23 protein-coding genes are annotated in these 25,788 nt (G+C 60.5%); 6 read left to right on the top strand and 17 right to left on the bottom strand.

All coding sequences use genetic code 11. The annotated features are described in order from the left end of the window. The first annotated feature begins 16 nt into the window (after window positions 1–16). A complete protein-coding gene (locus ABFT80_RS13280) occupies window positions 17–355 on the top strand; it encodes a cupin domain-containing protein (RefSeq protein WP_347972403.1) in 339 nt (112 codons plus the stop codon). A 64-nt stretch (window positions 356–419) separates the two neighbouring features. Here ABFT80_RS13280 and ABFT80_RS13275 read toward each other — a convergent pair whose 3' ends face one another. From ABFT80_RS13275 to ABFT80_RS13195, 17 genes are all read right to left on the bottom strand, one after another. Continuing rightward, on the bottom strand, window positions 420–1,028 hold the full coding sequence (locus ABFT80_RS13275) for a DAK2 domain-containing protein (RefSeq protein WP_347972402.1): 609 nt from the start codon (window positions 1,026–1,028) through the stop codon (window positions 420–422). Beyond that, on the bottom strand, window positions 1,025–2,023 hold the full coding sequence (locus ABFT80_RS13270; protein ID WP_347972401.1) for a dihydroxyacetone kinase subunit DhaK: 999 nt from the start codon (window positions 2,021–2,023) through the stop codon (window positions 1,025–1,027). Before ABFT80_RS13270 ends, ABFT80_RS13275 begins: the two co-directional genes overlap by 4 nt. Window positions 2,024–2,046: 23 nt before the next feature. After that, a complete protein-coding gene (locus tag ABFT80_RS13265) occupies window positions 2,047–3,060 on the bottom strand; it encodes an ABC transporter permease (protein WP_347972400.1) in 1,014 nt (337 codons plus the stop codon). Beyond that, on the bottom strand, window positions 3,057–4,547 hold the full coding sequence (locus tag ABFT80_RS13260) for a sugar ABC transporter ATP-binding protein (protein WP_347972399.1): 1,491 nt from the start codon (window positions 4,545–4,547) through the stop codon (window positions 3,057–3,059). The genes ABFT80_RS13265 and ABFT80_RS13260 overlap by 4 nt, the downstream gene beginning before the upstream one ends. Window positions 4,548–4,613: 66 nt before the next feature. Continuing rightward, complete coding sequence (locus ABFT80_RS13255; protein ID WP_347972398.1) at window positions 4,614–5,609, bottom strand: autoinducer 2 ABC transporter substrate-binding protein; 996 nt, start codon at window positions 5,607–5,609, stop codon at window positions 4,614–4,616. Window positions 5,610–5,652: 43 nt separating this feature from the next. Further along, window positions 5,653–7,155 carry an FGGY-family carbohydrate kinase gene (locus ABFT80_RS13250; RefSeq protein WP_347972397.1) on the bottom strand — a complete coding sequence of 501 codons (1,503 nt, stop codon included), beginning with the start codon at window positions 7,153–7,155 and terminating at the stop codon, window positions 5,653–5,655. Next, the gene (locus tag ABFT80_RS13245) at window positions 7,152–8,252 is read right to left on the bottom strand and encodes a M42 family metallopeptidase (protein WP_347972396.1); all 1,101 of its coding nucleotides are present in this window, start codon (window positions 8,250–8,252) and stop codon (window positions 7,152–7,154) included. The genes ABFT80_RS13250 and ABFT80_RS13245 overlap by 4 nt, the downstream gene beginning before the upstream one ends. Further along, window positions 8,249–9,232, bottom strand: coding sequence for an ABC transporter permease (locus ABFT80_RS13240; RefSeq protein WP_347972395.1), 984 nt, complete (start codon window positions 9,230–9,232; stop codon window positions 8,249–8,251). Before ABFT80_RS13240 ends, ABFT80_RS13245 begins: the two co-directional genes overlap by 4 nt. A 4-nt stretch (window positions 9,233–9,236) precedes the next feature. Continuing rightward, entirely contained in the window at window positions 9,237–10,046 is an 810-nt protein-coding gene (locus ABFT80_RS13235) for a BtpA/SgcQ family protein (RefSeq protein ID WP_347972394.1), read from the bottom strand. Next, window positions 10,043–10,801: a DeoR/GlpR family DNA-binding transcription regulator gene (locus ABFT80_RS13230; RefSeq protein ID WP_347972393.1), complete on the bottom strand. Its 759-nt coding sequence runs from the start codon at window positions 10,799–10,801 to the stop codon at window positions 10,043–10,045. Before ABFT80_RS13230 ends, ABFT80_RS13235 begins: the two co-directional genes overlap by 4 nt. A gap of 376 nt (window positions 10,802–11,177) precedes the next feature. Beyond that, the gene (locus tag ABFT80_RS13225; protein ID WP_347972392.1) at window positions 11,178–12,521 is read right to left on the bottom strand and encodes a TRAP transporter large permease; all 1,344 of its coding nucleotides are present in this window, start codon (window positions 12,519–12,521) and stop codon (window positions 11,178–11,180) included. After that, window positions 12,514–13,140 carry a TRAP transporter small permease subunit gene (locus tag ABFT80_RS13220; RefSeq protein ID WP_347972391.1) on the bottom strand — a complete coding sequence of 209 codons (627 nt, stop codon included), beginning with the start codon at window positions 13,138–13,140 and terminating at the stop codon, window positions 12,514–12,516. Before ABFT80_RS13220 ends, ABFT80_RS13225 begins: the two co-directional genes overlap by 8 nt. Further along, window positions 13,104–14,144, bottom strand: coding sequence for a TRAP transporter substrate-binding protein (locus ABFT80_RS13215; protein WP_347972390.1), 1,041 nt, complete (start codon window positions 14,142–14,144; stop codon window positions 13,104–13,106). The genes ABFT80_RS13220 and ABFT80_RS13215 overlap by 37 nt, the downstream gene beginning before the upstream one ends. Window positions 14,145–14,188: 44 nt before the next feature. Next, a complete protein-coding gene (locus ABFT80_RS13210) occupies window positions 14,189–15,340 on the bottom strand; it encodes an iron-containing alcohol dehydrogenase (RefSeq protein ID WP_347972389.1) in 1,152 nt (383 codons plus the stop codon). A gap of 4 nt (window positions 15,341–15,344) precedes the next feature. Further along, window positions 15,345–16,826 carry an aldehyde dehydrogenase family protein gene (locus tag ABFT80_RS13205; RefSeq protein ID WP_347972388.1) on the bottom strand — a complete coding sequence of 494 codons (1,482 nt, stop codon included), beginning with the start codon at window positions 16,824–16,826 and terminating at the stop codon, window positions 15,345–15,347. Further along, window positions 16,823–17,155, bottom strand: a complete 333-nt coding sequence (locus ABFT80_RS13200; RefSeq protein ID WP_347972387.1) for an AtuA-related protein — start codon at window positions 17,153–17,155, stop codon at window positions 16,823–16,825. Before ABFT80_RS13200 ends, ABFT80_RS13205 begins: the two co-directional genes overlap by 4 nt. Next, entirely contained in the window at window positions 17,152–18,549 is a 1,398-nt protein-coding gene (locus ABFT80_RS13195; RefSeq protein WP_455189929.1) for an acyclic terpene utilization AtuA family protein, read from the bottom strand. Before ABFT80_RS13195 ends, ABFT80_RS13200 begins: the two co-directional genes overlap by 4 nt. Window positions 18,550–18,640: 91 nt before the next feature. Here ABFT80_RS13195 and ABFT80_RS13190 point away from each other — a divergent pair, with 91 nt between their 5' ends. From ABFT80_RS13190 to ABFT80_RS13170, 5 genes are all read left to right on the top strand, one after another. Then, a complete protein-coding gene (locus tag ABFT80_RS13190; RefSeq protein ID WP_347972386.1) occupies window positions 18,641–19,591 on the top strand; it encodes a LysR family transcriptional regulator in 951 nt (316 codons plus the stop codon). Between the two features lie 752 nt (window positions 19,592–20,343). Then, complete coding sequence (locus tag ABFT80_RS13185) at window positions 20,344–22,767, top strand: TonB-dependent receptor (RefSeq protein WP_347972385.1); 2,424 nt, start codon at window positions 20,344–20,346, stop codon at window positions 22,765–22,767. Window positions 22,768–22,920: 153 nt separating this feature from the next. Then, window positions 22,921–23,757, top strand: a complete 837-nt coding sequence (locus ABFT80_RS13180; RefSeq protein ID WP_347972384.1) for an iron-siderophore ABC transporter substrate-binding protein — start codon at window positions 22,921–22,923, stop codon at window positions 23,755–23,757. Window positions 23,758–23,804: 47 nt separating this feature from the next. After that, a complete protein-coding gene (locus ABFT80_RS13175) occupies window positions 23,805–24,803 on the top strand; it encodes a FecCD family ABC transporter permease (protein ID WP_455189936.1) in 999 nt (332 codons plus the stop codon). After that, window positions 24,800–25,786, top strand: a complete 987-nt coding sequence (locus ABFT80_RS13170) for a FecCD family ABC transporter permease (protein WP_347972382.1) — start codon at window positions 24,800–24,802, stop codon at window positions 25,784–25,786. The genes ABFT80_RS13175 and ABFT80_RS13170 overlap by 4 nt, the downstream gene beginning before the upstream one ends. Window positions 25,787–25,788: the final 2 nt, after the last annotated feature.

The raw sequence follows: 25,788 nt of genomic DNA, 5'->3' as shown, positions 1-25,788 counted from the left end.
CCGACAAGGAAACGAAATGATACTCGACATAATGGACGACAAGGATCTGGAACCCGGCCTCGCTGCCAAAGGCCGTGATGGCGGGTCATGGCGCCGACCAATCTGGAAAGACGAAGGCGACGCCGGAACGATCGTCGCTGTCTGGAAGGCTGAGCCCGGTGTCTATGACTATCCGGCAAGACCGATCGAAGAGACATTCGTCGTCTTCGAAGGCGAGGCAATATGCACGCTGGGCTCCGCTGCAGCAGTGCGCCTGAAGCCGGGCTCGATTGTGCGTGTGCCGAAGGGCTCGCCAATATCGCTGGAAGTTCTCACACCTTTCAGAAAGCTGGCGACCGTCGTTCCCAAACCCTGATGAGCATAATTCACCGGGAGTTTCATTCATTATGGGAAGCTGCGGCGGAAGGCACCTCCGCTTTCTAGGCAGCTTCCGGGAACGCCGCTTCAACGATACGCAGAAAGGCGAGTTGGCCGGGATCGTCGAGCTGAGCACTCTTTTCGGCAAACATGCGCGCACGTCCGAGCTTGCACGGGCGTCCTTTGAAAGCAGTAAGCGTGTCGCGGGCCGATGCAACCGCCTTCTCACCCATATCTTCCGCACTCACCCCGTCAATCGCCTTGGCGCAGGCATCCAAGCTGTCGAGAACCGATTTCGCGCCGAGTTCTCCTTTACCGCGCGCGATCATCGCGTCACGTGCCGCTACCACCAGTGCGGGTATGGCCGCCACATCGAGCGTTTGGCTGCCTTTCGCACCCTTCGCGGCCGCCATGAAGCCAGTAGCGACCAGTGTTCCATATGACGAAGACGAAACCCGCTGAAATGCCTTGGCGCACTCCAGAAAGGCAAGCCCGACATCGGCGGGCAACGCAGCCGCGGCCGCCTCTGCAAAGCCCTTGGAAACGGTGATGCCCAGATCGCCATCGCCAAGCTGGCCGTCCGCCGCGTTCAATTCCGCCGCCGCGCCGGCGGCACCTTCTGCAACCCTTTGCAAGGCGCTCTCGAGTGTTGTGCTATCTATCTTCGTCATGACACGCGCCAGTAAGCGCAGGCGGCGGGCGCCTTCAGATAGCGTTCTAGCTCCTCATCGAGCGCGACGGTCGTTATCGTTGCGCCGGTCATTTCCATAGAAGTCGCGTAGCGCCCGACCAGCGGCATGACGATCTCAGCACCAATATCGGCGAAACGCTGCCGCACGCGCCGATACATGATGTAGAGTTCTTCGAGCGGCGTCGCGCCGAGCGAATTGACGAGAACGGACAGACGATCGCCCTTGGCAAAAGCATGATCGTCCAGGATGCGGTCGATCATTTCATCGACAATCTCGTCGGCCGGGCGTAGCGCATCGCGCCAGATGCCGGGCTCACCATGGATGCCCATACCCATTTCCATTTCGTTCTCGCCGAGCTCGAAATTCGCCTTGCCTGCCTGCGGCACGATACAGGGCGTCAGCGCCATACCGATCGACCGACAAGCGTCCGCAGCCTTTTGCGCGACGCGTGTCACCTCGTCGAGATCGGCCATCTTATCGGCACAGCCGCCAGCAATCTTGAACGCATAGATCATACCGGCTACGCCGCGGCGCTTGGCAGCCTCTTCCTTCGGCGCAGAGACGATGTCATCGGCGAGAAGTACGGTGCTGGTGACAATGTCGTTTTCCATCTCCACCATCTCGCCAGCCATGTCGAAATTCATGACATCGCCGCCGTAATTGCCGTAAAGGCGCAGCACGCCAGCGCCGCCGTCGGCATGACGGATCGCGCTCGCCATCTGCTCTGCCGATGGGCTGGCGAAGACATCACCGATGGCACAAGCGTCGAGGAAACCAGGCCCCACATAGCCGGTGAAGACCGGCAAATGGCCGGACCCGCCACCTGTGACGATACCGACCTTCCCCTTCGTCGCACCTTCCGGCCGCGCTATGACACGCCGTTCGGGCTGGGCATAGAATTCGGGATGCGCAGCGATAAAACCATCCAGCATCTCATCGACATAGTCGACCGGATCGTTGAGGATTTTCTTCATGGCAATGAGCTCCTTCCCAATATTCAGATCGACGTCTGCGCGAGGCGCTCGCGGCGCTTGGCCAGCCGGTCGATGATGATCGGCAAGCCGGTGCCGACGATGATAAGCATGCCGACGACGACGCGCTGCCAGTAGGACGGCACGCCCGCGCTAAGCAGCGAGGTGTTGATCATCGTGATCAGCAGTGCACCCAGCAATGTACCGGTGACGGTTCCGTACCCGCCGGTGATCCTTGCGCCGCCCAGGACGACCGCAGCAATGACGTTGAGCTCCATGCCGACGAGGTCGAACGGATTGGCCATGCGCGAAAGCGTCATATGCGTCATTCCGGCAAGCCCCGCGATCGCACCGACGATGACATAGATTATGACTTTGGTGCGGCCGACCCTAATGCCGATGCGTCGTGCGCCCTCCTCCGAACCGCCAATCGCATAGATGGCGCGGCCAAACTTCGTCAGGTTCATCAGGAAAGCGACGAACGCGGTGACGCCGACCAGAACGACGAAGGAGAGCGGTAGCGAGGCGAGCTGGCCGACGGCGTTCTCCATGCGCACAATCATGGTGCGTGCGAAAGAGATGACATTGCGCGGCACGTTCGTGATGTAGGTCGTGCCCACGAAAGTCAGCAGCATACCGCGGTAGAGGCTGAGTGTACCGAGCGTCACGATCAGCGTCGGCAGGCCGAGGCCTCCGATGAGGATGCCATTCACCAAGCCGAGCGCGGCGCCGATCATCGCACTGACGACGAAGAGCATGACGACCGGGACGTTGAAATCGACGCCAAGTACGAGCGTGATGGTCGTGTACATGGCGAAGGCGCCAATGGCCGGAAAGGAGACGTCGATGCCGCCGGACGCCAGCACCATCATCACGCCGAGCGCGAAGATCGCCGTTACCAGCGAATTGCGCAACAAGTCGACGATCGTCGCGACCGACAGGAAGTTCGGATTGATGATGCCGATCACCAGGGCAAATGCAATCGCGGCGATGACGACGACGCTTTGAGGCGACATCAATATTCGTGTGGCGGCATTCATCGTACCGATCCCTCCTCGGTCACTGCCGATGATAGACGTTCCTCGTCGACGCTGTCAGCGTCGAACGTGGCGGTGATGCGTCCGCGGACCATGACGAGAATACGGTCAGACAACGCAAGCGCCTCGCCGATGTCGTCCGTGACGACGAGCACGGCGGTCCCTGCGCCGCGCAACTGAAGCAAAATCTCATGGATTTCGCGCTTCGAGCCAATATCGACACCGACGGTCGGTCGGTTGAGGATCATCAGTTCGGGTGCCCGCTCCATCCAGCGCGCGAGCACGACACGCTGCTGGTTGCCGCCCGAAAGCGTAGCGACGGGCGGCTCGATACCCGGCGTCTTGATGCGCAACCGTTTCACCGCATCCCTGGCGCGCTGGTTGAGCGCGCGGCGATCGACCAGACCGCTCTTCTGCAGAGATGCAATTGCGATGTTGTCACCGATCGGCTGATCCAGAAAAAGGCCCTCGGTCAGGCGATCCTCCGGCACATAGGCAATGCCCGCGTCCATCGCTTCGATCGGCTTCCGAAAGCGGCGTTCCACACCCTTGAACTCGATGGTGCCCTGGTCGGGCTGGATCTCGCCGAACAGCGAAAGCGCAAGGTCGGTGCGGCCAGAGCCCAGCAGGCCGACCAGCGCGACGATCTCGCCAGGAACGATCGACAGATCGATGTCGGCGTAAGCTCCGAAGTGCGTCAGGCCTCGCGTGACAATTACCGGTCCGGCTGACGGCGCCGTCTCGCGCACCAGTCGATGGGTCTCGATGTCACGTCCGGTCATGTCGCGAGCCAGCCGGGCGGGGTCGAACTGGTCAGCCCGGCCTTCGGCCACGACGCGGCCGTCCCGCAACACGGTGATCGTATCGCAGAAAGCAAAGATTTCCTCCGTCTTGTGACTGACGAACAGGAACGCAACGCCGTCCTTCTTGAGTGCTTCGATGATGCCCTGCAGGCGGCGGACCTCCGAGCGCGTCAGCGCCGTGGTTGGCTCGTCCATAACGATGATGCGCGCATCATTGGCAAGCGCGCGGGCAATTGCGACAAGCTGCTTCGACGCGACGGGAAGGAATTCGACCGGCATTGACGGATCGATGTCGACGCCCATTCGCGCAAGCGTATCGGTGGCAAGCCTGGTGTCGTTTCCGCGCCTGTGCCAGCGGTCGCCCCGGGCCACGCTGCGCAGGAATGCAATGTTCTCGGCCACAAGCAGATTGGGAAACAGTGAAAAATCCTGGTAGATCACCGACAGACCGGCATCGATGGCGGCAGCGGGATCATTTGCAAGCTCGTGACCGGCGATGCGCACGGTGCCTGCATCGGCCGCCACGATGCCTGACAGTATTTTGATCAGGGTGGATTTTCCCGACCCGTTCTCACCCGCAAGGCATCGCACCTCACCCGGCTGTAGGGTCAAGGACACGTCCTCGAGCACTCGAACCGGCCCGTAAGCCTTTCGAACGCCGTCGATCTGAAGAATGGGTTCGGCCATCGAAGCTCCGATCTGTTTCCTGCCGCGGGACCGCCACGCTACGGCGCAGCGGTCCCTTCGCAAGTATCAGAAGTCGTACTGATCGAGATTTTCCTTCGTCACGTCGACCCAGGCCTGACCGTAAACAACCTTACCGTCGACGCGGACATTGTTGTAACCCTCGACGCCAAGATCGTCGCCGGTTTTAACTGTCTCGCCCTTGAGCGCTTTTTCCGCCAGCACGTTCATCGCGTAGCCAGCGAGCGCCGGATCCCAGAAGGAGATCATGTCGATCTCGCCGGTTTCGACATAGGGCCCTGCAACGGACGCAAGGCTGGTTCCGACGATCGAGACCTGATCGGAAAGGCCAGCCTCTTCAACCGCGAGCGCTGCACCAACGACATCCTCACCGGCGGAGCCCTGCATGCCCTTCAGGTTCGGATAGGTGCGCAGCAATTCGCGCATTTTCTGATACGCTGTCTGCTGCTGTTCGGCCGATTCCTGCTTGCCGCCGACGAGTTTCATTTTTGGATATTTGGCTTCCTGATAGGCAATTGCCGCGTCGACCCATTCATTGTGCGTCACCGAGGTCAGATAGCCGACGAACGCAACATATTCGCCCTCGCCGCCCATTTCGGTCGCCAGGCGTTCCATCAGATGTTCGCCATAGGCCTTGTTGTCGAACGCTTCGAGATCGTAGGTGATATTCTGGAGCGTGGCGCCCTCGTGACCAATCACGACAATTTTGTTTTCGAGCGCGCGGGCAAGCACAGGCTCCAGTGTCTGTGGCGAGTTCGGAACCACCGTGATGGCGTCCACGCCGCGGGCGATCAGATCCTCGATCAATTGCACCTGCAACGCGGCATCGGCGGTAGCCGCGCCGACCTGCGTTGCGTTGTTGCCGGTGGCTTTGGCGTAGTTACGGACGCCCTCTTCCATCCGGTTGAACCACGCGATGCCCGATAGTTTGACGACCGTCACGATCTCGCGCGTGTCCTGTGCACCTGCACTTAGGACGTAGCCGCCTGACAGCAAGGAGGCGGCCATCGCCCCGATGATTACCTTTCTCAATCCAAAAGCCATTTCACTCTCCCATTTTAGGCCTTTCGGGAAGGCCGTTCCCCAATCATGCCTTGCGCTCGGCACGCATGAAGCTCTGTGTCGCCTCGTAGAGGCCACGATATGTATGAAAACCGTCGTCATAGAGCGCCATCAGGTCGCTTCGCGGGTCCACGCGTCCCGCAGGCGCATTCCAGCGTTCGATGTCGCTCTCCCGCGCCGCGCCTACGCCGATGGCGGCAAGGAACGCGCTTCCGAAACTGGCGCCGAAACTCTCTTTGCGTAGAACCTGCGCACTTGCAGAAATGTCGGAAACGGCCTGCAACCAGACTTTGTTGCGCACGCCGCCGCCAACCGCAGTGACGCTCTTTGGCGGATTTCCCGTTTCGCCAAACGTTTCCAGGACATGGCGAACGCCGTAGGCAATTCCCTCCAGAACCGCGCGATAGATGTCGCCCCGCTCGTGGGTCAGATCGAGCCCGAAGATCAGACCCTTGGCGTGGGGGTCATGGATCGGCGTGCGCTCACCCGAAAAATAGGGCAACACGATCACGCCGTTCGCTCCGGGCGGCGACGAGGCAGCCTCCTGCGCCAGCTTGGCCATCGCCTCGTCGTCGGCAAGTTCGCGGGCAAAGCGGTCGCGAAACCAGTGTGTCAGCGTACCGCTTGTGGCAAGGCCCGCCATCATCGCGTGGCGACCAGGAAAGAGCCACGGTGCGTACCACAGCCGGGGATCGGTCGCAGCCTCGTCCGTTACGAGGATGATGAAGATCGTAGAACCGTACATCAGCATCATTTCGCCGGGCCGGGAAACACCGACGCTCAGCGCCTCGGCGGCGGCATCGATTGTACCGGCGATGACAGGGGTGCCCGCAGCCAGCCCGGTTTCCTCAGCGGCGCGCGCGGTTACGTGGCCGGCGATCTCGCTCGACCAGAGAAGACGTGGCAGCCGCTCACGCTCGACGATACCGTCCATGAGGTCATCGGCCCAATCATTGGTGCGCATATCGTAGAGCGGCGAGAAACTCGACGCCGAATAATGATCGAGCACGCGCTCGCCCGTCAAACGTTCGACGATGAAGGTCGACGAATTCACAAAAGCTGCGGCTTTTTCGTAAATGTCGGGCCGATTGCGCTTCAGCCAGAGAATTTTCGGCCCAACAGACTGCGAAGTCAGCCCATTGCCGGTCCGCAGCAAGAGTGTCTCCTCGCCAATCGCACCGGTCAGGTCCACGATCTCCGCATGGGCGCGCGTGTCAACTCCATAGAGTACAGCGTTCATCAACGGCGCGCCGTCGGCATCCACCGGCAGCATGCACGGGCCGATGCCGCTGGCGCCAACCGCACGAATTTCCGAAGCAGGCAGGCCGCACGTGGCGATCACCTCCCGCGCTATGTCCCGAAACTCGCCCCACCAATGGGTTTCCGCATCGTGCTCGGCCCAGCCAGAACGTGGCACGATCATACGATGCGAACGGCGTGCCGATGCGAGAATCTCGCCAGTATCGGACACGATGACGCCCTTCGTTTCGAACGTGCCTATGTCTATGCCGAGAAAGGCATCGCTCATGTGTAGCGATCCCGATCGAGGTCAAAATTCTTCCCCATGCGCCCGATGGCACCAACAACGAGCGCCGTCAGTCCCTCCAGATCGCGCATGTCGCAAACCTCCAATGAGGTGTGCGTATACCGGCTAGGAAAGCAAAGATCGACGCAAGCCACGCCTTCGCCGACGAGCTGGACATAAGACGAGTCAGTCAACGCGCCGACATGGGCCGTATGCTGGAGAGGGATACCGTCTTCGCTTGCGGCGCGCTGCACCACATCGACGACAGCAGGATGCGGGATCGTGCCATTGAGCGTGCCTCGCCCGTGAAAAGAATAATGCGAGATCGCCGGTCCGGCACCCATACGCACCTCGCCGCGATGCAGCATGTCGGGCGTGTCGGAGGTAAGCGCGAGGTCGAGCTGGATCGCAATGTGGGGATGAAGCGACTGTGCGGCCACCATAGCCCCGCGCAGATTGAACTCCTCCAATACGGCGAAAACGAAATGGATCGTGGGACGTGAAGGCAGTTGCTTCAAACGGCGCGCCGCTTCCACGATGACAGCGCATCCCGCCCGGTCGTCGACAGATGTACCCGCGATGCGATGCTCACCGAGATCGAAGACGTTTGGCTCGTAGACGACAGGTGTGCCAATCTCGATCCCCAGCGCCCGCACCGCATCGGCGCTTTCTTCACCAATGTCGATGAACAGATCCGCGTAAGGCGTGACCTTGTACTTCTCCTCCGGCGGGGTCGCGTGATGGCTCTTGTTCGCGACGATGCCGCGAACATCGCGTCCCTCGCCAACGCACAGAAGCACACTTTGCGCCGGCAGCGCTTTTTCCGGTATGCCGCCGAGACGCTCGACGCGGATCAGCCCGTTGGCTTCTATCTTGCGAACGATGAAACCGAGCTGGTCGGTATGGGCAAAAAGCATCACGCTTGGCGCACCTTCGTCGCCGTCGAGCGTGGCGATCAAATTGCCGAGCCTGTCGGTGCGGCAGGCGATCCCTGCTTCCTCCATCAGGTCGCGGATATATCGTCGAACCCTGTCCTCATGGCCCGACAGACCCGGGATTAGCATCAATGCATTGAGATCTTGACGTAGGCGGTCGGTCATGGAGATGGCCTCGAAAACAGAACTTTGAGATCGCCGATGCGGTCCTCGACGATGACGCGTAGCGACATGATGGTGATAAGAAGCGCGCCAAAGAAAAGGTCGCGCGCGAAGGCGGTGAAGGCCAGAAAATTCAGGCCCGACGAGATGAGCTGGAGTGTCAGAACCGCCATAACCACGCCCAGCGTCGAGCCGATCCCGCCAAAGGGGCTGACGCCCGCCAGTATGTTGATCAGAATGACGAGCAGCAGATAGGAGCCGCCGTAATCGGCATTGGCGGAATTGACCCGCGCCAGGATAATCAGACCTGCGATCGAGGCGATAAAGCCGGCAGTCGCGTAGATCTTGATGACGAGCCTCTGCTCTTGAATGCCGACGAAGCGCGCCGCGCGCGGATTGGCCCCGTAGAGACGGGTGCGCATACCGGTCGCCGTGAATCGCAGGAACAGCCCCATCAGAAGCGCGACAACGGTGAAAATCACAAGAGGCACAGGCAAGAACCCGCCGATCGACCAGTTGCCCCATGCCCCGTACCACGCCGGAAGGCCGGTTATGGCCGGGCCGCCGGTGATCACGATGCCAATCCCGCCGAAGAGTTGCAGCGTGCCGAGCGTTGCCAGGATCGGCGGCAGTCGCAGATAGGCGATCAGACAGCCATTGAGCGCCCCGCACGCGAGTCCCGTCAGTAAAGCGGCCGGGATTGCCATCCAGGCATACTCCGGTCCCGCCCTCAAAAGCAGCGCGGCAATAATCGACGACAGGTTCGCAATGGCAACAACGGAAAGGTCTATTCCGCCTGAGATCATCGTCGGCAGAAGTGCGAGCGCGAGCACACCGAATTCGGGGAATTGTGACCCCATCGAACTCAGATTGGCCCTCGACAGAAAGTTCGGCGCGTAAAAACTCAGCGTTATGAATATCGCCAGGGCAAGCATGCCAAGGCCAAGAATATAAGCGCCGATCGTGTCGCGCCGTGCATTCATGCGCTCACTCTCCTCGCGCTGCCTTGGCAAGCCGCATGAATTCGGCGGCTCGTTCAGCATCGACAGCCTTCCACGTATCGCCGTCCACCTTCAAGGAGGAACCGACAATGCATCCATCGGCCACCTTGAGGACATCGGCGACGGTCGCGTGTTTGACTCCGGTATTTGCCAGAACCGCTGTATCCGGCAACACCTTCTTCACCGCGATAAGGTCCGACATTTCCGCCGCCTCACCCGTGATTGTGCCGGAAACCAGAATTGCGTCGGGGATCGAGGAAAACACGGCCGAACGGGCTCTGTCTGGGAGCTCGCGCCGGTCGAGCGAATAGGCGAATTCGGCCGATATATTCGCCATCATCACCAGATCGGGTCGCCGCAAGCGGTCGCTGTAGCGCATCGCAGCACCGGCATTCGGCGTCCATGGACCCATATCGGATGCATATGTACCGGTCAGAATTTCCCGCAGGAAGGACGCGCCCGTCGCGGCAGCAAGCGCAACGGAGGCCATCGGGTCCCACAACACATTCACCCCGAAAGGCTTCTCGATCTCATTGCGTAATTGACCGATCACATAGGCCATCGTTGCCGTCGAAGCCGTATCGACCTGCAATTCATAGGGGCGATCATTCTCGTTGCCGAACATGACAGCGTCCACATCGGCCGCCTGAAGAGCCTTGAGATCCCGCCGCGCCGCCTCAACGATGGCGTCGATACCACCATCGGCATTATAAAGCGGTGTGCCCGGCAGCGGAGCAAGGTGCATCATGGCAATTACCGGCTTGCGCTTGCCGAAAAGGGCGCTGAATTTCGTCATTTCGTCTTTGTTCCTTGCTTGCCGGCATCGGGATTGCAGTATTCGATCCTAGACGCCGCATTCTCGTAGGATACGGCGGCCGGATGCCGGTCGGTTATGAATATATCGATTGAATCCCAGGCGCAGACGTCAGCCTTTTCGCGGAGATCGAGCTTCGTGTGGTCTGCTACGAGAATTGTACGGCGGGCGCGCGCAATCGCCGCCTGTTTCACGCTCGCTTCTTCCAGCGTCACATTGGAAATGCCCTGCCGATCCACCGCATCTGCCGACAGAAAGAAGATGTCGACTTCCTCCTGCATGGCGACCGCGGCCACGGCCTCATCTCCCACGACGCTGAAATAGCCGTTGCGCAACCGCCCGCCGATCGCCACGACCTCGGTTTCCCCCGTTGCAACCGCTTCCGAAGTCTTGATATCGAGCGCAACAATCGTCACTGGACGGCCAGCGATAAGACGAGCCAATGCAAGGCAGGTGGTGCCAGAATCCAGGACAACCCGCATGCCATCGTGAATATGGCGCGCGGCGGCCCTTGCAATGCAACTCTTGGCCGACTGCTGTCGGCGCAACTTTTCCATGAAAAGCGGTTCTTGTCCGCCGGACCTGTTTGCAGCCGTCACGCCGCCATGCGTGCGCACGGCGATTCCAGCCTGCACGAGAAAGGCAAGGTCGCGACGTATTGTAGGGCCTGAAACGGAAAAAAGGTCGATAAGTTCGTCGACGCTCACATGGCCGCGCTCAAGGATCAAATTGCCCATCCGCCGATGGCGCTCTTGCGGAAACCGGACTTCTCTTCGGGCTTCATGATCCATACCGTGATCATTAGTGATCACTTTGTCCGGGTCAATCCCTAGATTGTCGGATCCAGCTTTTTCTTCTGCGCAACTGGACCGCCGTACAGCTATTCAAAAACGATCGTAACGGTGGCCAAGACTGACGTTGCGTCTGCCCAAGGTCTCTTTAGCTCTACGGGTCGAGCGCTCGGGGCTCCCGCGAACCTGCTGGGGCAGCTACAAAACCGCCCACAAGCACTCCACCCGCGGGGACAAAGCTGAAGTAGGGGAGAGGTGTTCGCCCATCTCGTCGACGACCCTGACAACCCGGATAATGCGTTCGCCATGATGGAATGACCCCTCATTGCAGTCCCGGCAGCCACAGGATGATTCCCGGCATGAGGACACAAAGGAGGAGAGCGAAAAGCTGGATCAGCACGAAAGGAATAATCCCTCGATAAATCTGGCCGATGCCCATCTCCGGCGGAGCGATGCCTCGTAAATAGAAGAGCGCGAAGCCAAAGGGCGGCGTAAGAAACGACGTCTGCAAATTGACTGCCACCAACACGGCGAACCAAGTCAAAACTGTCGCCGTTCCACCGATGCCGTAGTCGAAGCCGGCGATGATCGGCGCGAACAGCGGCAGGACGACATAGCTGATCTCGATCCATTCGAGGAAAAAGCCCAGCACGAAGACCAGCGCCATAACAAGGAACAGCGTCTCGTAAGGGCCAGAAGCCACGGAGAATACCGCATCGGCGATCATCTTGTCGCCGCCCAGCCGCTTGAAGATGGCGCTGAACACCGTCGCGCCAATCGCCACGGCGAGAATCATCGCCGTCGTCAGTGTCGTGTCACGGATGCACTGGACGAAGGTGGCAATGGTGAGCCGCCGGGTGGCAAGGGCCAACAGCGTTGCGCCCACGGCTCCAATCGCGGCCGCTTCGGTCGGTGTGGCGATACCCGCGATGATCGATCCGAGAACGCCGAAGATCAGGGCGATCGGCGCAGCGAGATTGCGCAGGAGATCCATCACCATCTCGGAACGGCTCAGGGGAGATTCATCTTCCCGAACGACCGGCGGTGCCATTTCCGGCCAGATGGTCGTCACGACGAAGATGTAGACCAGGTAGAGAACGCCCAGCAACAGGCCGGGGAACACAGCGCCCATGAACAGGTCCCCTATGGAGATTGAGAGTATGTCTCCGACGAGCACCAGCATGATGGAAGGGGGAAGCAGAATCCCCAGCGTCCCCGCCGAGCAGATCGTTCCTGCGGCGAGCGACATCGAATAGTTGTTCTTCAGCATGACCGGCAGAGCCATGAGGCCGAGCATGACGATCGACGCGCCGACGATGCCGGTCGCCGCTGCCATGATGATTCCAACCATAGTGACGGACAGCGCCAGGCCGCCCGGTCGCCCGGCAAAGAGCCGTTCGAGGCTGAGCAACAGGTTCTTCGCGATCTCCGACTTCTCGAGCATCAGCCCCATGAAGACGAAGAGGGGGACAGCGAGCATGATCCAGTTCGTCAGCGTGCCGGTAAAGATGCGCGCAGACGCCGTATTCAGGAAAGCCAGAGGGATCCCGCCCAGAAAGGCGAACAGGATGCCGGTGCCGGCGAGGATGAAGGCAACCGGATAGCCGCTGAAAATACCCGCAATCAAGGCGAAGACCATGCCGAGTGGCAGAAGAATCTCAGTCATGAGTTACCTCGGATCGAGAAGCCAGGAGGGTGCCGATGCCGGCGATGATCCGGCCGACCGCCGTCAGGCCGAGAAGTCCGAGCCCCAGCGGCAGGAAGGATTTGACCACCCACCGATCGACGAGGCCGCCATAGGTGGATTGCTCACCGGTCTTATAGGCAAAAGCAACGAAGTTGATGCTGAGATAGCCGATCACCATGCAGAAGGGCAGGAGCAGTATGAGGTCGCCGACCAGGTCGATCGCTGCCTTTGATCTTGGCGATAGCGTCTCGTAGAGAATATCAACGCGGATGTGCCGGTTTTCGACCAGCGCATAGGGCAGCGCCAGCATGGTGATGACCGCCAGAAGGTGCCATTGCAGTTCGGTGAGGCCGTTCAGGTTGAGGCCCGTCCCCAGCACTGGCAGGTCAACGCCCCAGCGAACGATGTCGCTCAGCCGCAGGAGCGATCCGACGACGCTGGCAATGACGAGCACAGTCAGCGGAACGAGCAGCCAACCCACGTACCGTCCGGGCCAGGCACCGGCAGCGGCAAGGGCCCGTCCGGTGCGGACGAGCCCAAGGCCAATGGATTGGATGGCGCTCACTCGGAAACCGGCAGGACTTGCAGATCGGTCCATGTCCTGGATTTCTCGGCATAAGCCATCATCGATTCATAGGCTTCCTTGAACACGGCATCCTTCGCGGCCTCTTCCTCGAGAACGGCAGTCGAGGCTTCGCGCAGCGCCAAGAGCACGTTGTCGGGGAAGCGCCGCACCTCCACGCCCTTTTCCTTAAACTCCTCGATGACGTCGGGCTGCGGCTGCGGCCCCGCTGCCAGCGACCACGCTACGGTAGCCTGACATGCGATGGTGACAGCGTTGCGAGTCGTTTCGTCGAAGCCGTTCCACACATCCATGTTGATGATGAAGCTGTTCCAGCTTGCGGGCTGGTGCCAGCCGGGGAAGTAGTAGTATTTCGCGATCTGGGCGAAGCCGAGGGATTTGTCGATCGAAGGTAGCGAGAACTCGGTGGCGTCGATTCTACCACGCTCGAGTGCCACGTAGAGTTCTCCTGCCGGGATCATCTGCGTGGACGCGCCGAGTCTATTGAGGGCTTGGCCGCCAAGTCCCGAGATGCGCATGCGCAGTCCTCGCAGGTCTTCGACGGAGTTGATCTCCTTATTGAACCACCCGCCAGGTTCGGGAGCAGTGACCGAGCAAGGCAGGAACTTCACGTTCAGCGGATCATACGCCTTCTGGACAATTTCCATGCCGCCGCCTTCCCACATCCAGCCGACGAATTCGGCGGGGCTGAGGCCGAACGGCATCGCGCCGGCAAGGCTGGTCACAGGGAGGGTTCCGCCCCAGTAGCCGATCCAGTCCCAGCCCGCAGGAATGGCCCCGGAACTTACTTGCGGCAGAACGTCCAGCGGCGGCACCAGATCACCGGCACCATGAATCGTGAGCTTCAGTGCTCCGCCAGTGACGATCTCGACGTTCTTTGCCAGCACCTCGGCGCTTTCGCCAAGGAACGGCATGTTCTTCGGATAGGTCGAGGCGACGTCGAGTGTTTCCGCCCATGAAGTTTTAGTGCCAAGCAGCGCTAAGGCGAGGCCTGCGGTAAGCGTATATCTGAATTTCATGGACGTTTCCTCCTTGTTGCCCATTGTGAAATTTCGCGTACGCCTCACATGGCGCGCTCGAAGAGATCGAAATATTCGTCACGCGTGGTGAAACGGGGATTCCAGCGGTTGTAGTTGATCTCGAAGCAGCGATCGGCTGCCATGGGCAGCGTCTCCGGCACCACTCCGACCTCGCGCAGGCCGGAGGGGATGCCGAGATCGCCGCACATTCGGCCGATCGCATCGAGCGCCTTCGCGCCAGCCTCTTCATCGAACAGGTTGTCGACATTCTCGCCCATGGCGCGGGCGACATTGGCGAACCGGTTCGGAACGGCTGGAAGATTGAAGGCGGCCACATGTGGAAGGATCAGCGAGATCGCCAACCCGTGCGGCACTGCGTGAAAGCCGCCGAGCGACATGGCCATGCAGTGGACATTGCCGGTACCCGTGATGCCGAAGGACATCGCGGCCATCGACGAGCCGCACAGCATGTTCAGCGCCGCTTCCTCATTCGCCGGATCGGCAATATAGGCACGGATGTTGCCGGAGATCAGGCGCATGGCATGAAGGTTGATCGCGTCGGTCAGCGGATTGGCAAGTTTCGACACATACGATTCAAGCGCGTGGACGAACGCATCAATGCCCGAATAGACGCCGACCTTGTGCGGCGTGGTACGGATGGCGAGCGGATCGAGCACGGCATAGGCGGTCGGCCCATAGAGGGGATGGCGGATCGCCATCTTCACGTTGCGTACAGTGTCGGAGATCACGGCGGCACCCGATACCTCCGAGCCCGTCCCGGCTGTCGACGGTATAGCGATGATCGGCAGTGGTGGCGTCGAAAATCTCTGGTCGCCTTCGTAGTCGGAGATGACACCGCCATTGGTGGCGAGAATGGCGACCGCCTTTGCAACGTCGATGGCGCTGCCACCGCCAAGAACGACAATCGCATCGGCATCATGGGACCGGCAGACATCGAACCCGGCCACGACGTTCTTGTCCTTCGGCTCAGGGTCTATGCCCGAAAACAGGGCGGTCTCGACACCCTTCAAATTGCCGATGACTGCGTCGTAGATTTCGCCGCCGAGCAATGCCGGATCGCAGATGAGCAGCACGCGGCGGAAGCTCCGCGCGGCGACGATACCGGCAATCCGGTCACGGGCGCCAATGCCGAAATGGATACGCGTAGGGATACCGAACTCAGCGATACCAGCCATGGGATCAGCCCTCCGCCGGGAGGTCGACGCGCAGACAGACATTCTTGACCTGCGTGTAGGACGCAATCGCCTCAACGCCCTTCTCCCGGCCAAAGCCGGACTTGCGCGTGCCGCCGAAAGGAATCTCCACGCCGCCCCCTGCTCCGTAGCAGTTGATGAAGACCTGTCCGGAGCGGACTCTCTGGGCGAGCCGATGCAGACGGCCGATATCCCGCCCCCATACGCCGGCCACGAGACCGTATTCCGTGGCATTCGCTATCGTCTCGGCCTCGTCCAACGTATCGAACGGCAGGACCGTCAGCACCGGGCCGAAAATCTCCTCGCGCGCGACCCGTGCATCCGCAGTGTCGAGCGAAAGCACAGTGGGGCGGACAAAGTGACCAACGCCGTGGTCGCAATCACCAATAAAGCTACCGCCAGACAGCACATCCGCACCCTCCTTCATGCCGAGGGAAATGTAATCTTCCACTTTGCGCCGCTGTTCGGCACTGACCAGAGGACCAAGATCAGGGTCGTCCAGCCCGCGTCCGAGCGTCAGCTTCGGCAATCGCGCGGCGAGCCGGTCCATCACCTCGCCAAGGATCGGCCGCTCGACGAGCAGCCTCGTTCCGGCGGAGCAAGTCTGGCCAGAATGAGGGAAGGCCGCCGTGAGGATGATGGGGATCGCCGCATCGAGCTCGGTATCGGCAAGCAGAATGTTCGGCGACTTGCCGCCAAGCTCCAGCAACACCGGGACGATGTTCTTCGCGGCGGCCTGCATTACCTGGCTGCCGGTGGCGACGGAGCCGGTGAAGACCACGAGATCAATATCGGGATGGGAGGCAAGTGCGGCACCGGCCTCGGCGCCGTAGCCGGGAACCACATTGAGCACGCCCTTAGGCAGACCTTCGGCCTCACAAATCCGTGCGATCTCCAGAACACTGAGGCAAGCAAGTTCGGCCGGCTTCACCACGATCGCGTTGCCCGCAGCGAGCGCCGGCGCTATGCCTCGACACGCGATCTGCAGCGGGTAGTTCCATGGTACGATCTGGGCTGTGACGCCCAGCGGCTCGCGCACCGTGAAATCCACAAAGTCGCTGCCCATCGGTATCGAGGTGCCGAGCACCTTGTCCGCCAAGCCGGCATAGAATTCGAAGAACCGGGCCGCTGCGACCGCATCGTTGCGCGCCTGGGTAATTGGCTTGCCTGTGTCGCGGCTCTCGATCTGGGCCAGCCGCTCGGCGTCGGCAGTGATGCGCCGGGCAATAGCATTGAGGATGCGGACTCTCTCGACGGGCGGCCGCATGGTAAAGGCCGGCTGCGCGCGCCGCGCCGCTGCCACCGCGGCGTTGATCTCGGCCGCTCCGCCGCGAGCTATGCGCGCAAGCGTCGTCCCGTCAGCAGGATCGCTCATCTCGATCCATTCGCCGCTCTCCGCCGGCCGCCAGGTGCCGTCAATCAGACAACCGTGGTCCACGATCGCAGTGTCACGCGCCGATACGTTCATGGGTGATCTCCTGATCTTTCCTGGGGTTCGTCTATTTCCATCGAAAGGATGGCGGAGCCAAGGGACTTTCCGTGTGTGTCGAGGCCGAGCGAACCGACGACCCCACCAGCCAGCGCGTCCGAAAGGACGAAGTTGAGCGCCGCGAGAGACGGGACTTCGTAGCGGACGACTTCTCCGAGCACGATGCCGCTGAAATGTTCGGCGACCCGCTCGGCGGTGACCGTGCGGACGAGCAGCGGATAGTCTTCCGCGCGGTAAGCGATGACCGAAATGTTGGCGGTGTTGCCTTTATCGCCGCTGCGGCTATGCGCGATATCGCGAAGGATCATGCGAACTCTCCCTGCAGCAGGGTAACGGTCGGCGTCGCCAGACTTTCATCAATGAGAGCCGAGGCCAGAGCAACGGCCTGGCGAACGGACTTGAACGCACCGCCGCCGCCAGCCGGGCCATTGGTGTAAAGCGCTTCCACTTCGTTGCCGATGCGTTCGGCATCGACGCGGGCCGCTGCCCGTGCAACGACGCGCGCACGCACCTCGTACGGATCCCTGTCTTGGCCGAATTTCGTGCCATGCAGGGAGTCGACACCGATCAGCTCGTATCGCGCATCTTTGAGAGCCGACGCGTTGGCAAGCCGCTCCCGCACAATCTCAAGCGCCAGTCTTCCACGCGCCACCGCGCCCGGTCCGGCATAGGAAATCTGCCCCTCGCCGACATAGCCGTCGTGATAGCTGACGGAGACCTTTAGTGTCCCGCTGCGCGGCGAACCGCAAGCGCCCGAGACACGGACCCGGTCGGGGCCGGTTTCAGCGACGGATACCCGGCTGAAATCCGCCACGACATCAGGCTGGAAGTACAGCGCCGGATCGTGGATCTCATAAAGAATCTGCTCCTTAACGGTCGCCGCATCGATCCGTCCGCCGGTGCCGTCGAGCTTACCGATCTCTGCCGTTCCATCGAAGGCAACGTCAGCGAAGGGAAAGCCAAGTTGCGCCATGCCGGGAACATCCTTGTATCCCGGGTCCGCGAAGTAGCCGCCGCAGATCTGGCCCGCACATTCGAGGAGATGGCCGACGAGCGTGCCCTTGCCGAGGCTGCTCCAATCCTTGAGGCTCCAGCCGAACTCGTGGATGAGGGGACCGAGGAACAGCGAAGGGTCGCCAACCCTGCCGGTGATCACGACATCCGCTCCTGCTGCCAAGGCTTCGGCGATCGGACCTGCGCCGAGATAGGCGTTTGCGGAAATTATCCGGTCGCCAAGTACGCCGACCGTCAGCCCATTGTCGAGTGCAACATCCTGCGTGCGACATGCAGCAAGAACGTCATCGCCGGTAACAGCGGCAATGACGATATCCGGGTGGCCGAGGTCGACAGCGATCTCCCGGACGCGCCGCGCCGCCGCAAGCGGATTGGCAGCCCCCATATTGGAGATGATCCGCGTGCCGTTCCTGCGGCAGGGGTTGAGCACAGCGCGGATTCGCGCGTCGAGAAACGGGTCATACCCGCCATCCGGCACTGTAGAGCGCTGCTGTTGGGCATTGGCGATCGTGCGTTCGGCCAGGCACTCGAACACCAGATAATCGAGCCGACCACGTTCAACGAGATCGATCGCAGGCTCGATACGGTCACCGGAATAGCCGGCACCGGCACCGATCCGCACCGGCCTCGTTGCCGAGGCGTCGCGATCACGGCGACTTGGTACGGGCTCTGACCCGATTCCTCCCACGGCAGTCTCCCTCTCTTCCCGGCGGGAGAAATTGCATCTCTCGACAATTTAAACAATTGAATTTTTTGTATTGAATTAATAGACATACTCTATGGATATTACCCTGCGTCAGATTCGTGCCTTCGTCTCTGTATCCCGCCTTGGCAGTTTCACGCGTGCGGCGGCGGCGTTGAATCTCACCCAGCCCACTTTAACGGTACAAATCCGCCGGCTGGAGGAAGCGCTCGATATTCGCCTGTTCGATCGCACGACGCGAAGCGTGGCTCTGACGCGTCTCGGCACCAACCTCCTTCCCGTGTTCGAGCGCATGGTCGGCGACCTCGATGCCGCGATTGACGAAACGAAAGAAGTCACCGCGATGACGCGCGGCGTCGTGCGCATCGCCGCCCTGCCCTCCGTCGCGGCCGCAATCCTTCCGCAGGCGATCGACACGTTTCGCAGCCATCATCCGGGAGCATCGTTCGTCGTTCGCGACGTCGTGGCCAGCCGGGTGGTGGAACTCGTCCGCGACGGAACGGTGGACCTCGGGATAACCGGCGGCGATCTTGTCGGCGCAGATCTCGTTCAGGTCTTCAGAACCGCGGAAACGTTCAACGTCGTCTTCCCGCGCAACCATCCATTGGCAGGCCGGAGTTCGGTCACCCGTTCCGACCTGGTAAAGTATCCGCTGGTCGCGCTCCAACCGTCAACCAGCGTACGGTCGGTGGTCGATGAATGGCTGGAAGGTGCACCGCGCGCGCCGGTCATCGCCTGCGAGGCGACCTATATGATGACGGTCGCCGGCATGGTCAGCGCCGGCCTTGGCATAGCGCTCTTACCAGCCTCGGCACGGGAGGTGCTCGCGTTCCCGGATCTCGACAGTGTACCCGTGGTGGAACCGCGTCTCACCCGCGAAGTCTCGGTCGTGACCTTGCGGGGACGATCCCTGCCTCCGATGAGCGAAGGGTTTTGCACCCATCTGATCGACCTGCTCGGCCGATGGACCTTCAATGTGCCCGAGGCCGACAGAGCGTCTGCCGCACCATCGTTTCGGGATCAATGACAGTCGCAAGCCTCGCTCAGCTTGCCAATCGAATTCGATAAAACTCAGGGTCTCTATGCGCCGATCCAATCTCGCGGAACCGCGATGGCAGGAACGCCATCTCGAACGCCTCAGTCCGGTTCGTCCATATAGAGATCAGGTATTCGACATCGATTTGCGGTAAAGAACCTGTGTCGGAACCGAACTCCCTGATCCACGTACACAGATCGATATTCCTTTCCCCACGGGGATGGGCCGAAGCTTGGAAATTACACTCTCTTTTGACATCATACCGATATCAGTCACTTGTTTTCAAACCCCACTGTACCGTTTCTCGGTCCTCTCATGAGGACGGTGACCGCTCCATTACCAAGTAAGTTCCATCCAGTGGTGCTCCCCCTCTGCACGCTGACCACCACATCTCTCCGCCCATGTTGATCAGCCTGTCAATCATTTGGCATCTGCGACCCTGGCGGCAGCAGTTCGACAAGCTCACGATCGCCGCTCTCCTCGCCAAGATGAAGCGTCATGCGCGAGACCTGCCAACCGGCTTCAGATCGGATAAATGCGTAATCATAAGAACCTGCCACCCCCAACGACGATCACCGAGCCAGTGTGGCGCGGATCTCGGCTTGCGCAGGTGCCAAAATCGTAAGATTTTTTCTAGCCTGAGTCCCAAATACCCGATGCCAACCGTCTCCTCAACGAGCGGAGTGTGTGACCGCTTCTTGTGGTGACTGCGGCGCCTTGAACGCCGTATGATTGGGGGTTTAATGACCATTAATATTTCCGTCAGGGCAATTTCACAGACGGCACAGGCCAGCCTGCGCGCCGCGCTTCTGGCAAGTACGGCGATGCTGGTGTTCAATCCGGTAACGCCGGCTGCAGCGCAGACTGCAGCGTCCGCCGAGCGTTCGATTTCGGTCCCGGCAGGATCTCTTACTCCGGCTTTGAACAGCCTCGCCGCCCAGACCGGGCTTCAAATTCTCTATGATGCAACTGTTGCCGAAGGAAAGAGAACTGCCGGGGTAAGCGGGAATCTGACGTCTCAGCAGGCCTTGAACGCGGTCCTCGCAGGTACGGGCCTCGATGCACGTTTTGCCGGCAGCAATCAGGTAACTCTCAGCGTCGACACATCGTCGGCTGAGGGAATTGACGTAGACGCGAGTGGGGCAATCGCGCTTTCTGCGATCACGATCTATGGCGCACGCGACGCGACGACCTTGAACGCGACGACCGCGAGCGTCGGCATCGTCGATGCCAAGGCTATCGAAGACGGCCAGGTCAGACATACGCAGGACGCCTACCGGCGTCTTGCGAACGTGCTGGACAGCGCGACGGTCAACTCCGGTTTCGTCATCCGCGGCATGAGTTCCGAGGGTTTCGTTCCGGGCGGAGCGCCGGTCGGCTCTCTGTATGTCGATGGCATTCTCCAGACCCGCTACAATGCCCGTTTCGGTGCAAGAAACCTCTGGGACATCGAACAGGTCGAGGTCTATCGTGGCCCGCAGTCGACCCTCTCCGGCCGCGCCGCCATGTCGGGCGCAGTCTATATCAAGTCGAAGGACCCGACCTTCGACAAGGAGTTCGAATTGTCAGGCACCGTCGGCAGCAACGATTTGGCGGGCTCAGCCTTCGTCATAAACACGCCGCTCGTCGAGGAACAGGTCGCGCTGCGCATTTCGGGTGCGTTCGAGCGTTCCCATACGGACGTTTCCTACGCGAACTTCAAGAACTACGCCGGCTTTGACGATCTGACCACAGACATCAGCGGCACCATTCGCACAAAACTGCTCATCACTCCGTCGGAAATGCCAGACACTCGCGCTCTTCTGACCTACGCCTACTCCAAGGATCGTCCGAACGATCGATTGGTTGGCCTTTACAGCGGACGCGGTGATTTCAACAATAATCCCGACACCTACACGGAATTCCGCTGGACCGAGGTCCATAATCTCGGCCTTGAAGTCAAACATGATTTCTCCGACGCACTGCAATTCACTTCGCAGACCGGCTTTCAGTACGGTACAAACAAGCGGCGCTCCGTCGATGCAGGCACGCCCGGCTATGTCACCGGAATCTGGGGTACGGACAACGACTCCATATTTACCCAGGAACTTCGCCTGAACTACGAACGAGACCGCTGGAAGTGGGTTGCAGGCGTTTTCGGCAGCCATCAGAACTTTGATGGTTGGTCGCGCTTTATTGCAGAGCCTTTCGGGCCGGGCTTCGTTGCGCAGCTCGACGACGACCAAGTTCGCAAGACATCCAACTTGGCGGTGTTCGGCGAGGCGACATATGAGTTCGCGGACACCTGGTTTGCGACCGTGGGTGGGCGGCTGGACTATCTGGAAGAGAAAAACACCGAGAGAAATTCTTTTATCTCTTTCCCCGGCACGCCGGTTCTTACTGGAGATCCGGCATCTTTCAACGAAGTGAATTTCGTTCCGAAAATCGGCCTGGCGAAGGAATTCGGTGACAACCAACGGATTGGCTTTACCTATACGCAGGGCTTTCGTTCGGGTGGCTCGTATGTCAATCGCAGCGATCCGGCATTCCCGCTCGTATCGTACGATCCAGAATATTCGCAGAGCTTCGAGCTCTCTTACAAAGGCACACTGCTGGACGACCGGCTCATCCTCAACGCCAACCTTTTCTATACGAAGTATGAGGACCAGCAGATCGAAATCCGCCCCCCATCTCCAATTCCGGGCTATCGGATAACGGAAAATGCAGCGTCCTCTCGCGCCTGGGGTTTCGAAATCGAACCAACTTATCGGGTCACCGACCAGTTCTCGGCATTCGCATCGATTGGATACCTGAACACCAAATTCCTCAGATTCGATCATGGCGGCTTGGGCGACCAGTCTGGAAAAGCTTTCCCGGAAGCACCGGAATGGACGTTCGGCTTCGGCGGTCGATACGAATTTGAAAATGGCGTCTTTGTCGGCGCCGATGCCAAGTACGTCACCGACTACAATTCCCGTTTCGGCACGGGTGGGATGTACAAGATCGACTCTCGCTTCCTGCTGAACGCGCAAGCCGGCTTCAAGAAGGACAATTGGGAGATCACTGCCTTCGTGGAAAATCTCACCGACGAAAAATACTTCACCATCGTCGATCCGGATGCAGCCCTGCCCTTCGGTCAGACTGGCGAAAGACGATCGTTCGGACTGAACCTTCGCACGAAGTTCTGATTGCCTTCGGCTGCGGGGCGAAAGCCCTGCGGCCTTTTTTCATGTCCATCTGAAACGGTATCCGTCTTGCGCTTCTGTCTCGCCCTTCTTTTCATCCTCTTCCCCCTCTCGATTGCGCACGCTGCCTGTCACGGGAAAGAGATCACGGAAGGCGTGTACAATGCGCCGTTCTGCGTACCAGTAGAGGCAAAGAGAATCGTCACGCTGGATCCTCTGCTGACCCTCGGGCTCCTGATCGAACTTGAGGTTCCGGTCGTCGCCACGCCCTATATGGCCATCCAGGACGCCAAGGTGCTCGACTTCATCAAGCAGTCGAAGATGGTGGACCTCGGTAATCCGAAGGAACCAAGCCTCGAACGGATTGCCGCGCTGAAGCCCGATCTCATTATCGGCAGCGCAGAGGGGCATTCGCCCATCTATGAGCAGGTATCAAAGATCGCGCCAACCGTCTTTTTCAATCACATGGATTGGAAGAAATATCTCCAGCTCTTGTCAGTCGCCACCGGCAGCGAAGGCGTGGCTAACGAAGCACTCGCTGCTTACGAGAAGCGCGTCGCGTCGATCCGTGAACGCATGAAGGGCAAGGACGTGACCGTCTCTACCGTCCGTTTCGCGCCGGGCCGGTTCGTCGTCTTCGTCGACGGCCCTGCCGCCTATGCGCCCTTTGCTGTGCTGCATGAAGCCGGCGTCAAGCGTACCGCCTACGAGACGGTGAGCGACGGTACGATCGTCAAGCGGCCCGACTGGGAGGAACTTGCCAATCTCGACGGCGACATTCTTCTTTACGTTTCTGCCAGCGGCTTTGAGAGGGGGCTGGACGATGCGCTCGAAAAGGAAGTCACCGAGAACCCGCTCTGGCAGTTCTTGCCCGCCGTGCAAAACGGCCGTGCTCACCGCGTCGATCGTGCAGCCTGGCAAAGCTTCCACGGCATCGGTTCCGCCAATCGGGTGCTCGATGACATCGAGCGCTATATCCTGGCGGAGCGATGAACAGCAGCAGGATTACGGCAGCCGCAAGGCCTCCGGGCCGCGCAGCCATGACCGGCAGGAGCAGGCTTTTCGCCCTGCTCCTGCTTTTCTGTCTGCTGGGCGCGACATCGATGTGGGCCGTCACGCTGGGAACGGTCTATATTCCGCTTCTCACCGTCTGGGATGCCATTTGCCATTTTGACGGCGCGCGCGAGCATTTGCTGGTGATGTCAATCCGCCTCCCGCGCGTGCTTGCCGGAATGCTTGCCGGTAGTGCGCTCGCGGTCTCCGGCGCGATCATGCAGGCGGTGACCAACAACCCGCTCGCCTCGCCGGGGCTACTCGGCATCAATGCTGGTGCAGCTTTTGCCGTCGTGCTGGTCATGACACTTTTCGGCGCGGGAACCAGCGACATTTATCTGTGGTTCGCCTTCTGTGGCGCGGGCTGCGCCGCCATCGTGGTTTACGGGCTCGGCTCCTTCGGCCTGGCTGGCCAGTCGACCGTCGGGCTCGTTCTCGCCGGCACGATCGTCGCGACATTTCTGACAGCCCTGACGAGCGCCGTGCTCATCTTTGACGAGAGCACACTGGATACCGTCCGGCTCTGGACTGCCGGGTCCGTATCAGGGCGAACTATGGCGCAGACTTCCGCGGTGGCGCCCTATATCCTGACGGGACTTGCGGGCGCCCTTTTCCTCGGGCGCCATCTTGTGACATTGAGTCTTGGTGCCGATGCGGCACGTTCCCTTGGGCAAAACCCCCTGGTCTGGCGTGCGGTCGCCGTCGTCCTCATCATCCTGCTTGCCGGCAGCGCGGTCGCCCTCGCAGGCCCGATCGGCTTTGTCGGGCTTGTCGTTCCACACATCGCGCGCATCACCATCGGTGTCGATTATCGCTGGATACTTCCCTTCAGCGCGCTTGGCGGCGCCCTGCTCGTGGTTGGTGCGGATACGGCCGGGCGCATGCTCTTCGCCAGCCAGAATTTTCCAGTGGGCGTCACGGTCGCTCTGGTCGGTGCGCCTTTCTTTCTCTGGCTTGCCCGAAACAAAGCCGGGAGTGCCGCATGACGCGTCTGCTCGCCGTCCTCATCCTCCTCCTGATCGGTCTGGTGTCAGCCAGCCTCGCATTGGGTGACATATCCCTATCGTGGCACGAACTCTTCGAAACGATCACCGGTTCGCCGGCGGCAAGCGTGCAGAATACGATGATCGTTTTCGACCTGCGTCTGCCGCGCGTGCTGCTCGCCCTTCTTGTCGGTGCCGCGCTTGCGACAGCCGGCACGATCACGTTGGCTGTCATGCGCAACCCGCTGGCGGAACCGGGCGTGCTGGGGATCAACAGCGGTGCTGCTGCAGCAGTGATGGTTGTTATTGTGCTTCTTCAAGATCCTCCCGCCGCGCTGCTGCCCGCTGCCGGATTTCTTGGAGCGGTCGCAATGGCAGCGGCAGTATATCTTTTGTCCTGGCGTGGCGGCACGTCGTCGCTGCGCATCATTCTGATCGGCATCGGTCTCAGTTCACTTGCCAGCGCCGCCACGACCTTCCTTTCGGCCTTTGGCGAGATTGGGGATGTTCAGCGGGCAATGGTCTGGTTGGCCGGAAGTGTTTACGACGCCAATTTCCTAAAGGTACGGCTGCTGTTTTTCTGGCTGATCATACCCTTGGTGCTGGCATGGATGTCGGCCCGCGAACTCGACCTCATCCGCTTCGGAGACAATTCGGCGCGAAGCCTCGGCCAGCCGGTCGACCTGATCCGCGGTCTTATGATCCTGCTGTGCACGCTCATTTCCGGCGCAGCAGTCGCGGCGGCAGGACTGGTCGGCTTTATCGGCCTTGTCGCGCCGCATATTGCAAGCCGGTTGGTTGGCCCATCTCATACAAAAATATTCCCGATCGCTGCGCTGATCGGGGCATGTCTCGTGACGGCAGCCGATCTTGCGGGACGCGTGATCATTGCGCCTGCCCAACTACCGGCAGGAATCGTCACGGGTCTAATCGGGGCTCCCTTCTTCGCATATCTTCTATGGGGTCGCCGTCATGCCCGGAGATGACA

It is taken from the genome of Foliimonas ilicis, assembly GCF_039939195.1.
GTDB classification, from domain to species: domain Bacteria; phylum Pseudomonadota; class Alphaproteobacteria; order Rhizobiales; family Rhizobiaceae; genus Foliimonas; species Foliimonas ilicis.
The sequence above is the reverse complement of the archived record's forward strand: the minus strand, read 5'-3'. Positions and strand labels throughout refer to the sequence as shown.

Bases quoted from the DNA above. Each gene is read 5' to 3' on its own strand.
- ABFT80_RS13280 (WP_347972403.1), top strand. From the start codon at position 17: ATGATACTCGACATAATGGACGACAAGGATCTGGAACCCGGCCTCGCT.
- ABFT80_RS13175 (WP_455189936.1), top strand. From the start codon at position 23,805: ATGACCGGCAGGAGCAGGCTTTTCGCCCTGCTCCTGCTTTTCTGTCTG.
- ABFT80_RS13225 (WP_347972392.1), bottom strand. From the start codon at position 12,521: ATGACTGAGATTCTTCTGCCACTCGGCATGGTCTTCGCCTTGATTGCG.
- ABFT80_RS13215 (WP_347972390.1), bottom strand. From the start codon at position 14,144: ATGAAATTCAGATATACGCTTACCGCAGGCCTCGCCTTAGCGCTGCTT.
- ABFT80_RS13265 (WP_347972400.1), bottom strand. From the start codon at position 3,060: ATGAATGCCGCCACACGAATATTGATGTCGCCTCAAAGCGTCGTCGTC.
- ABFT80_RS13230 (WP_347972393.1), bottom strand. From the start codon at position 10,801: ATGGGCAATTTGATCCTTGAGCGCGGCCATGTGAGCGTCGACGAACTT.
- ABFT80_RS13170 (WP_347972382.1), top strand. From the start codon at position 24,800: ATGACGCGTCTGCTCGCCGTCCTCATCCTCCTCCTGATCGGTCTGGTG.
- ABFT80_RS13185 (WP_347972385.1), top strand. From the start codon at position 20,344: ATGACCATTAATATTTCCGTCAGGGCAATTTCACAGACGGCACAGGCC.
- ABFT80_RS13260 (WP_347972399.1), bottom strand. From the start codon at position 4,547: ATGGCCGAACCCATTCTTCAGATCGACGGCGTTCGAAAGGCTTACGGG.
- ABFT80_RS13235 (WP_347972394.1), bottom strand. From the start codon at position 10,046: ATGACGAAATTCAGCGCCCTTTTCGGCAAGCGCAAGCCGGTAATTGCC.
- ABFT80_RS13255 (WP_347972398.1), bottom strand. From the start codon at position 5,609: ATGGCTTTTGGATTGAGAAAGGTAATCATCGGGGCGATGGCCGCCTCC.
- ABFT80_RS13245 (WP_347972396.1), bottom strand. From the start codon at position 8,252: ATGACCGACCGCCTACGTCAAGATCTCAATGCATTGATGCTAATCCCG.
- ABFT80_RS13250 (WP_347972397.1), bottom strand. From the start codon at position 7,155: ATGAGCGATGCCTTTCTCGGCATAGACATAGGCACGTTCGAAACGAAG.
- ABFT80_RS13270 (WP_347972401.1), bottom strand. From the start codon at position 2,023: ATGAAGAAAATCCTCAACGATCCGGTCGACTATGTCGATGAGATGCTG.
- ABFT80_RS13200 (WP_347972387.1), bottom strand. From the start codon at position 17,155: ATGATCCTTCGCGATATCGCGCATAGCCGCAGCGGCGATAAAGGCAAC.
- ABFT80_RS13240 (WP_347972395.1), bottom strand. From the start codon at position 9,232: ATGAATGCACGGCGCGACACGATCGGCGCTTATATTCTTGGCCTTGGC.
- ABFT80_RS13275 (WP_347972402.1), bottom strand. From the start codon at position 1,028: ATGACGAAGATAGATAGCACAACACTCGAGAGCGCCTTGCAAAGGGTT.
- ABFT80_RS13205 (WP_347972388.1), bottom strand. From the start codon at position 16,826: ATGAACGTATCGGCGCGTGACACTGCGATCGTGGACCACGGTTGTCTG.
- ABFT80_RS13220 (WP_347972391.1), bottom strand. From the start codon at position 13,140: ATGGACCGATCTGCAAGTCCTGCCGGTTTCCGAGTGAGCGCCATCCAA.
- ABFT80_RS13190 (WP_347972386.1), top strand. From the start codon at position 18,641: ATGGATATTACCCTGCGTCAGATTCGTGCCTTCGTCTCTGTATCCCGC.
- ABFT80_RS13210 (WP_347972389.1), bottom strand. From the start codon at position 15,340: ATGGCTGGTATCGCTGAGTTCGGTATCCCTACGCGTATCCATTTCGGC.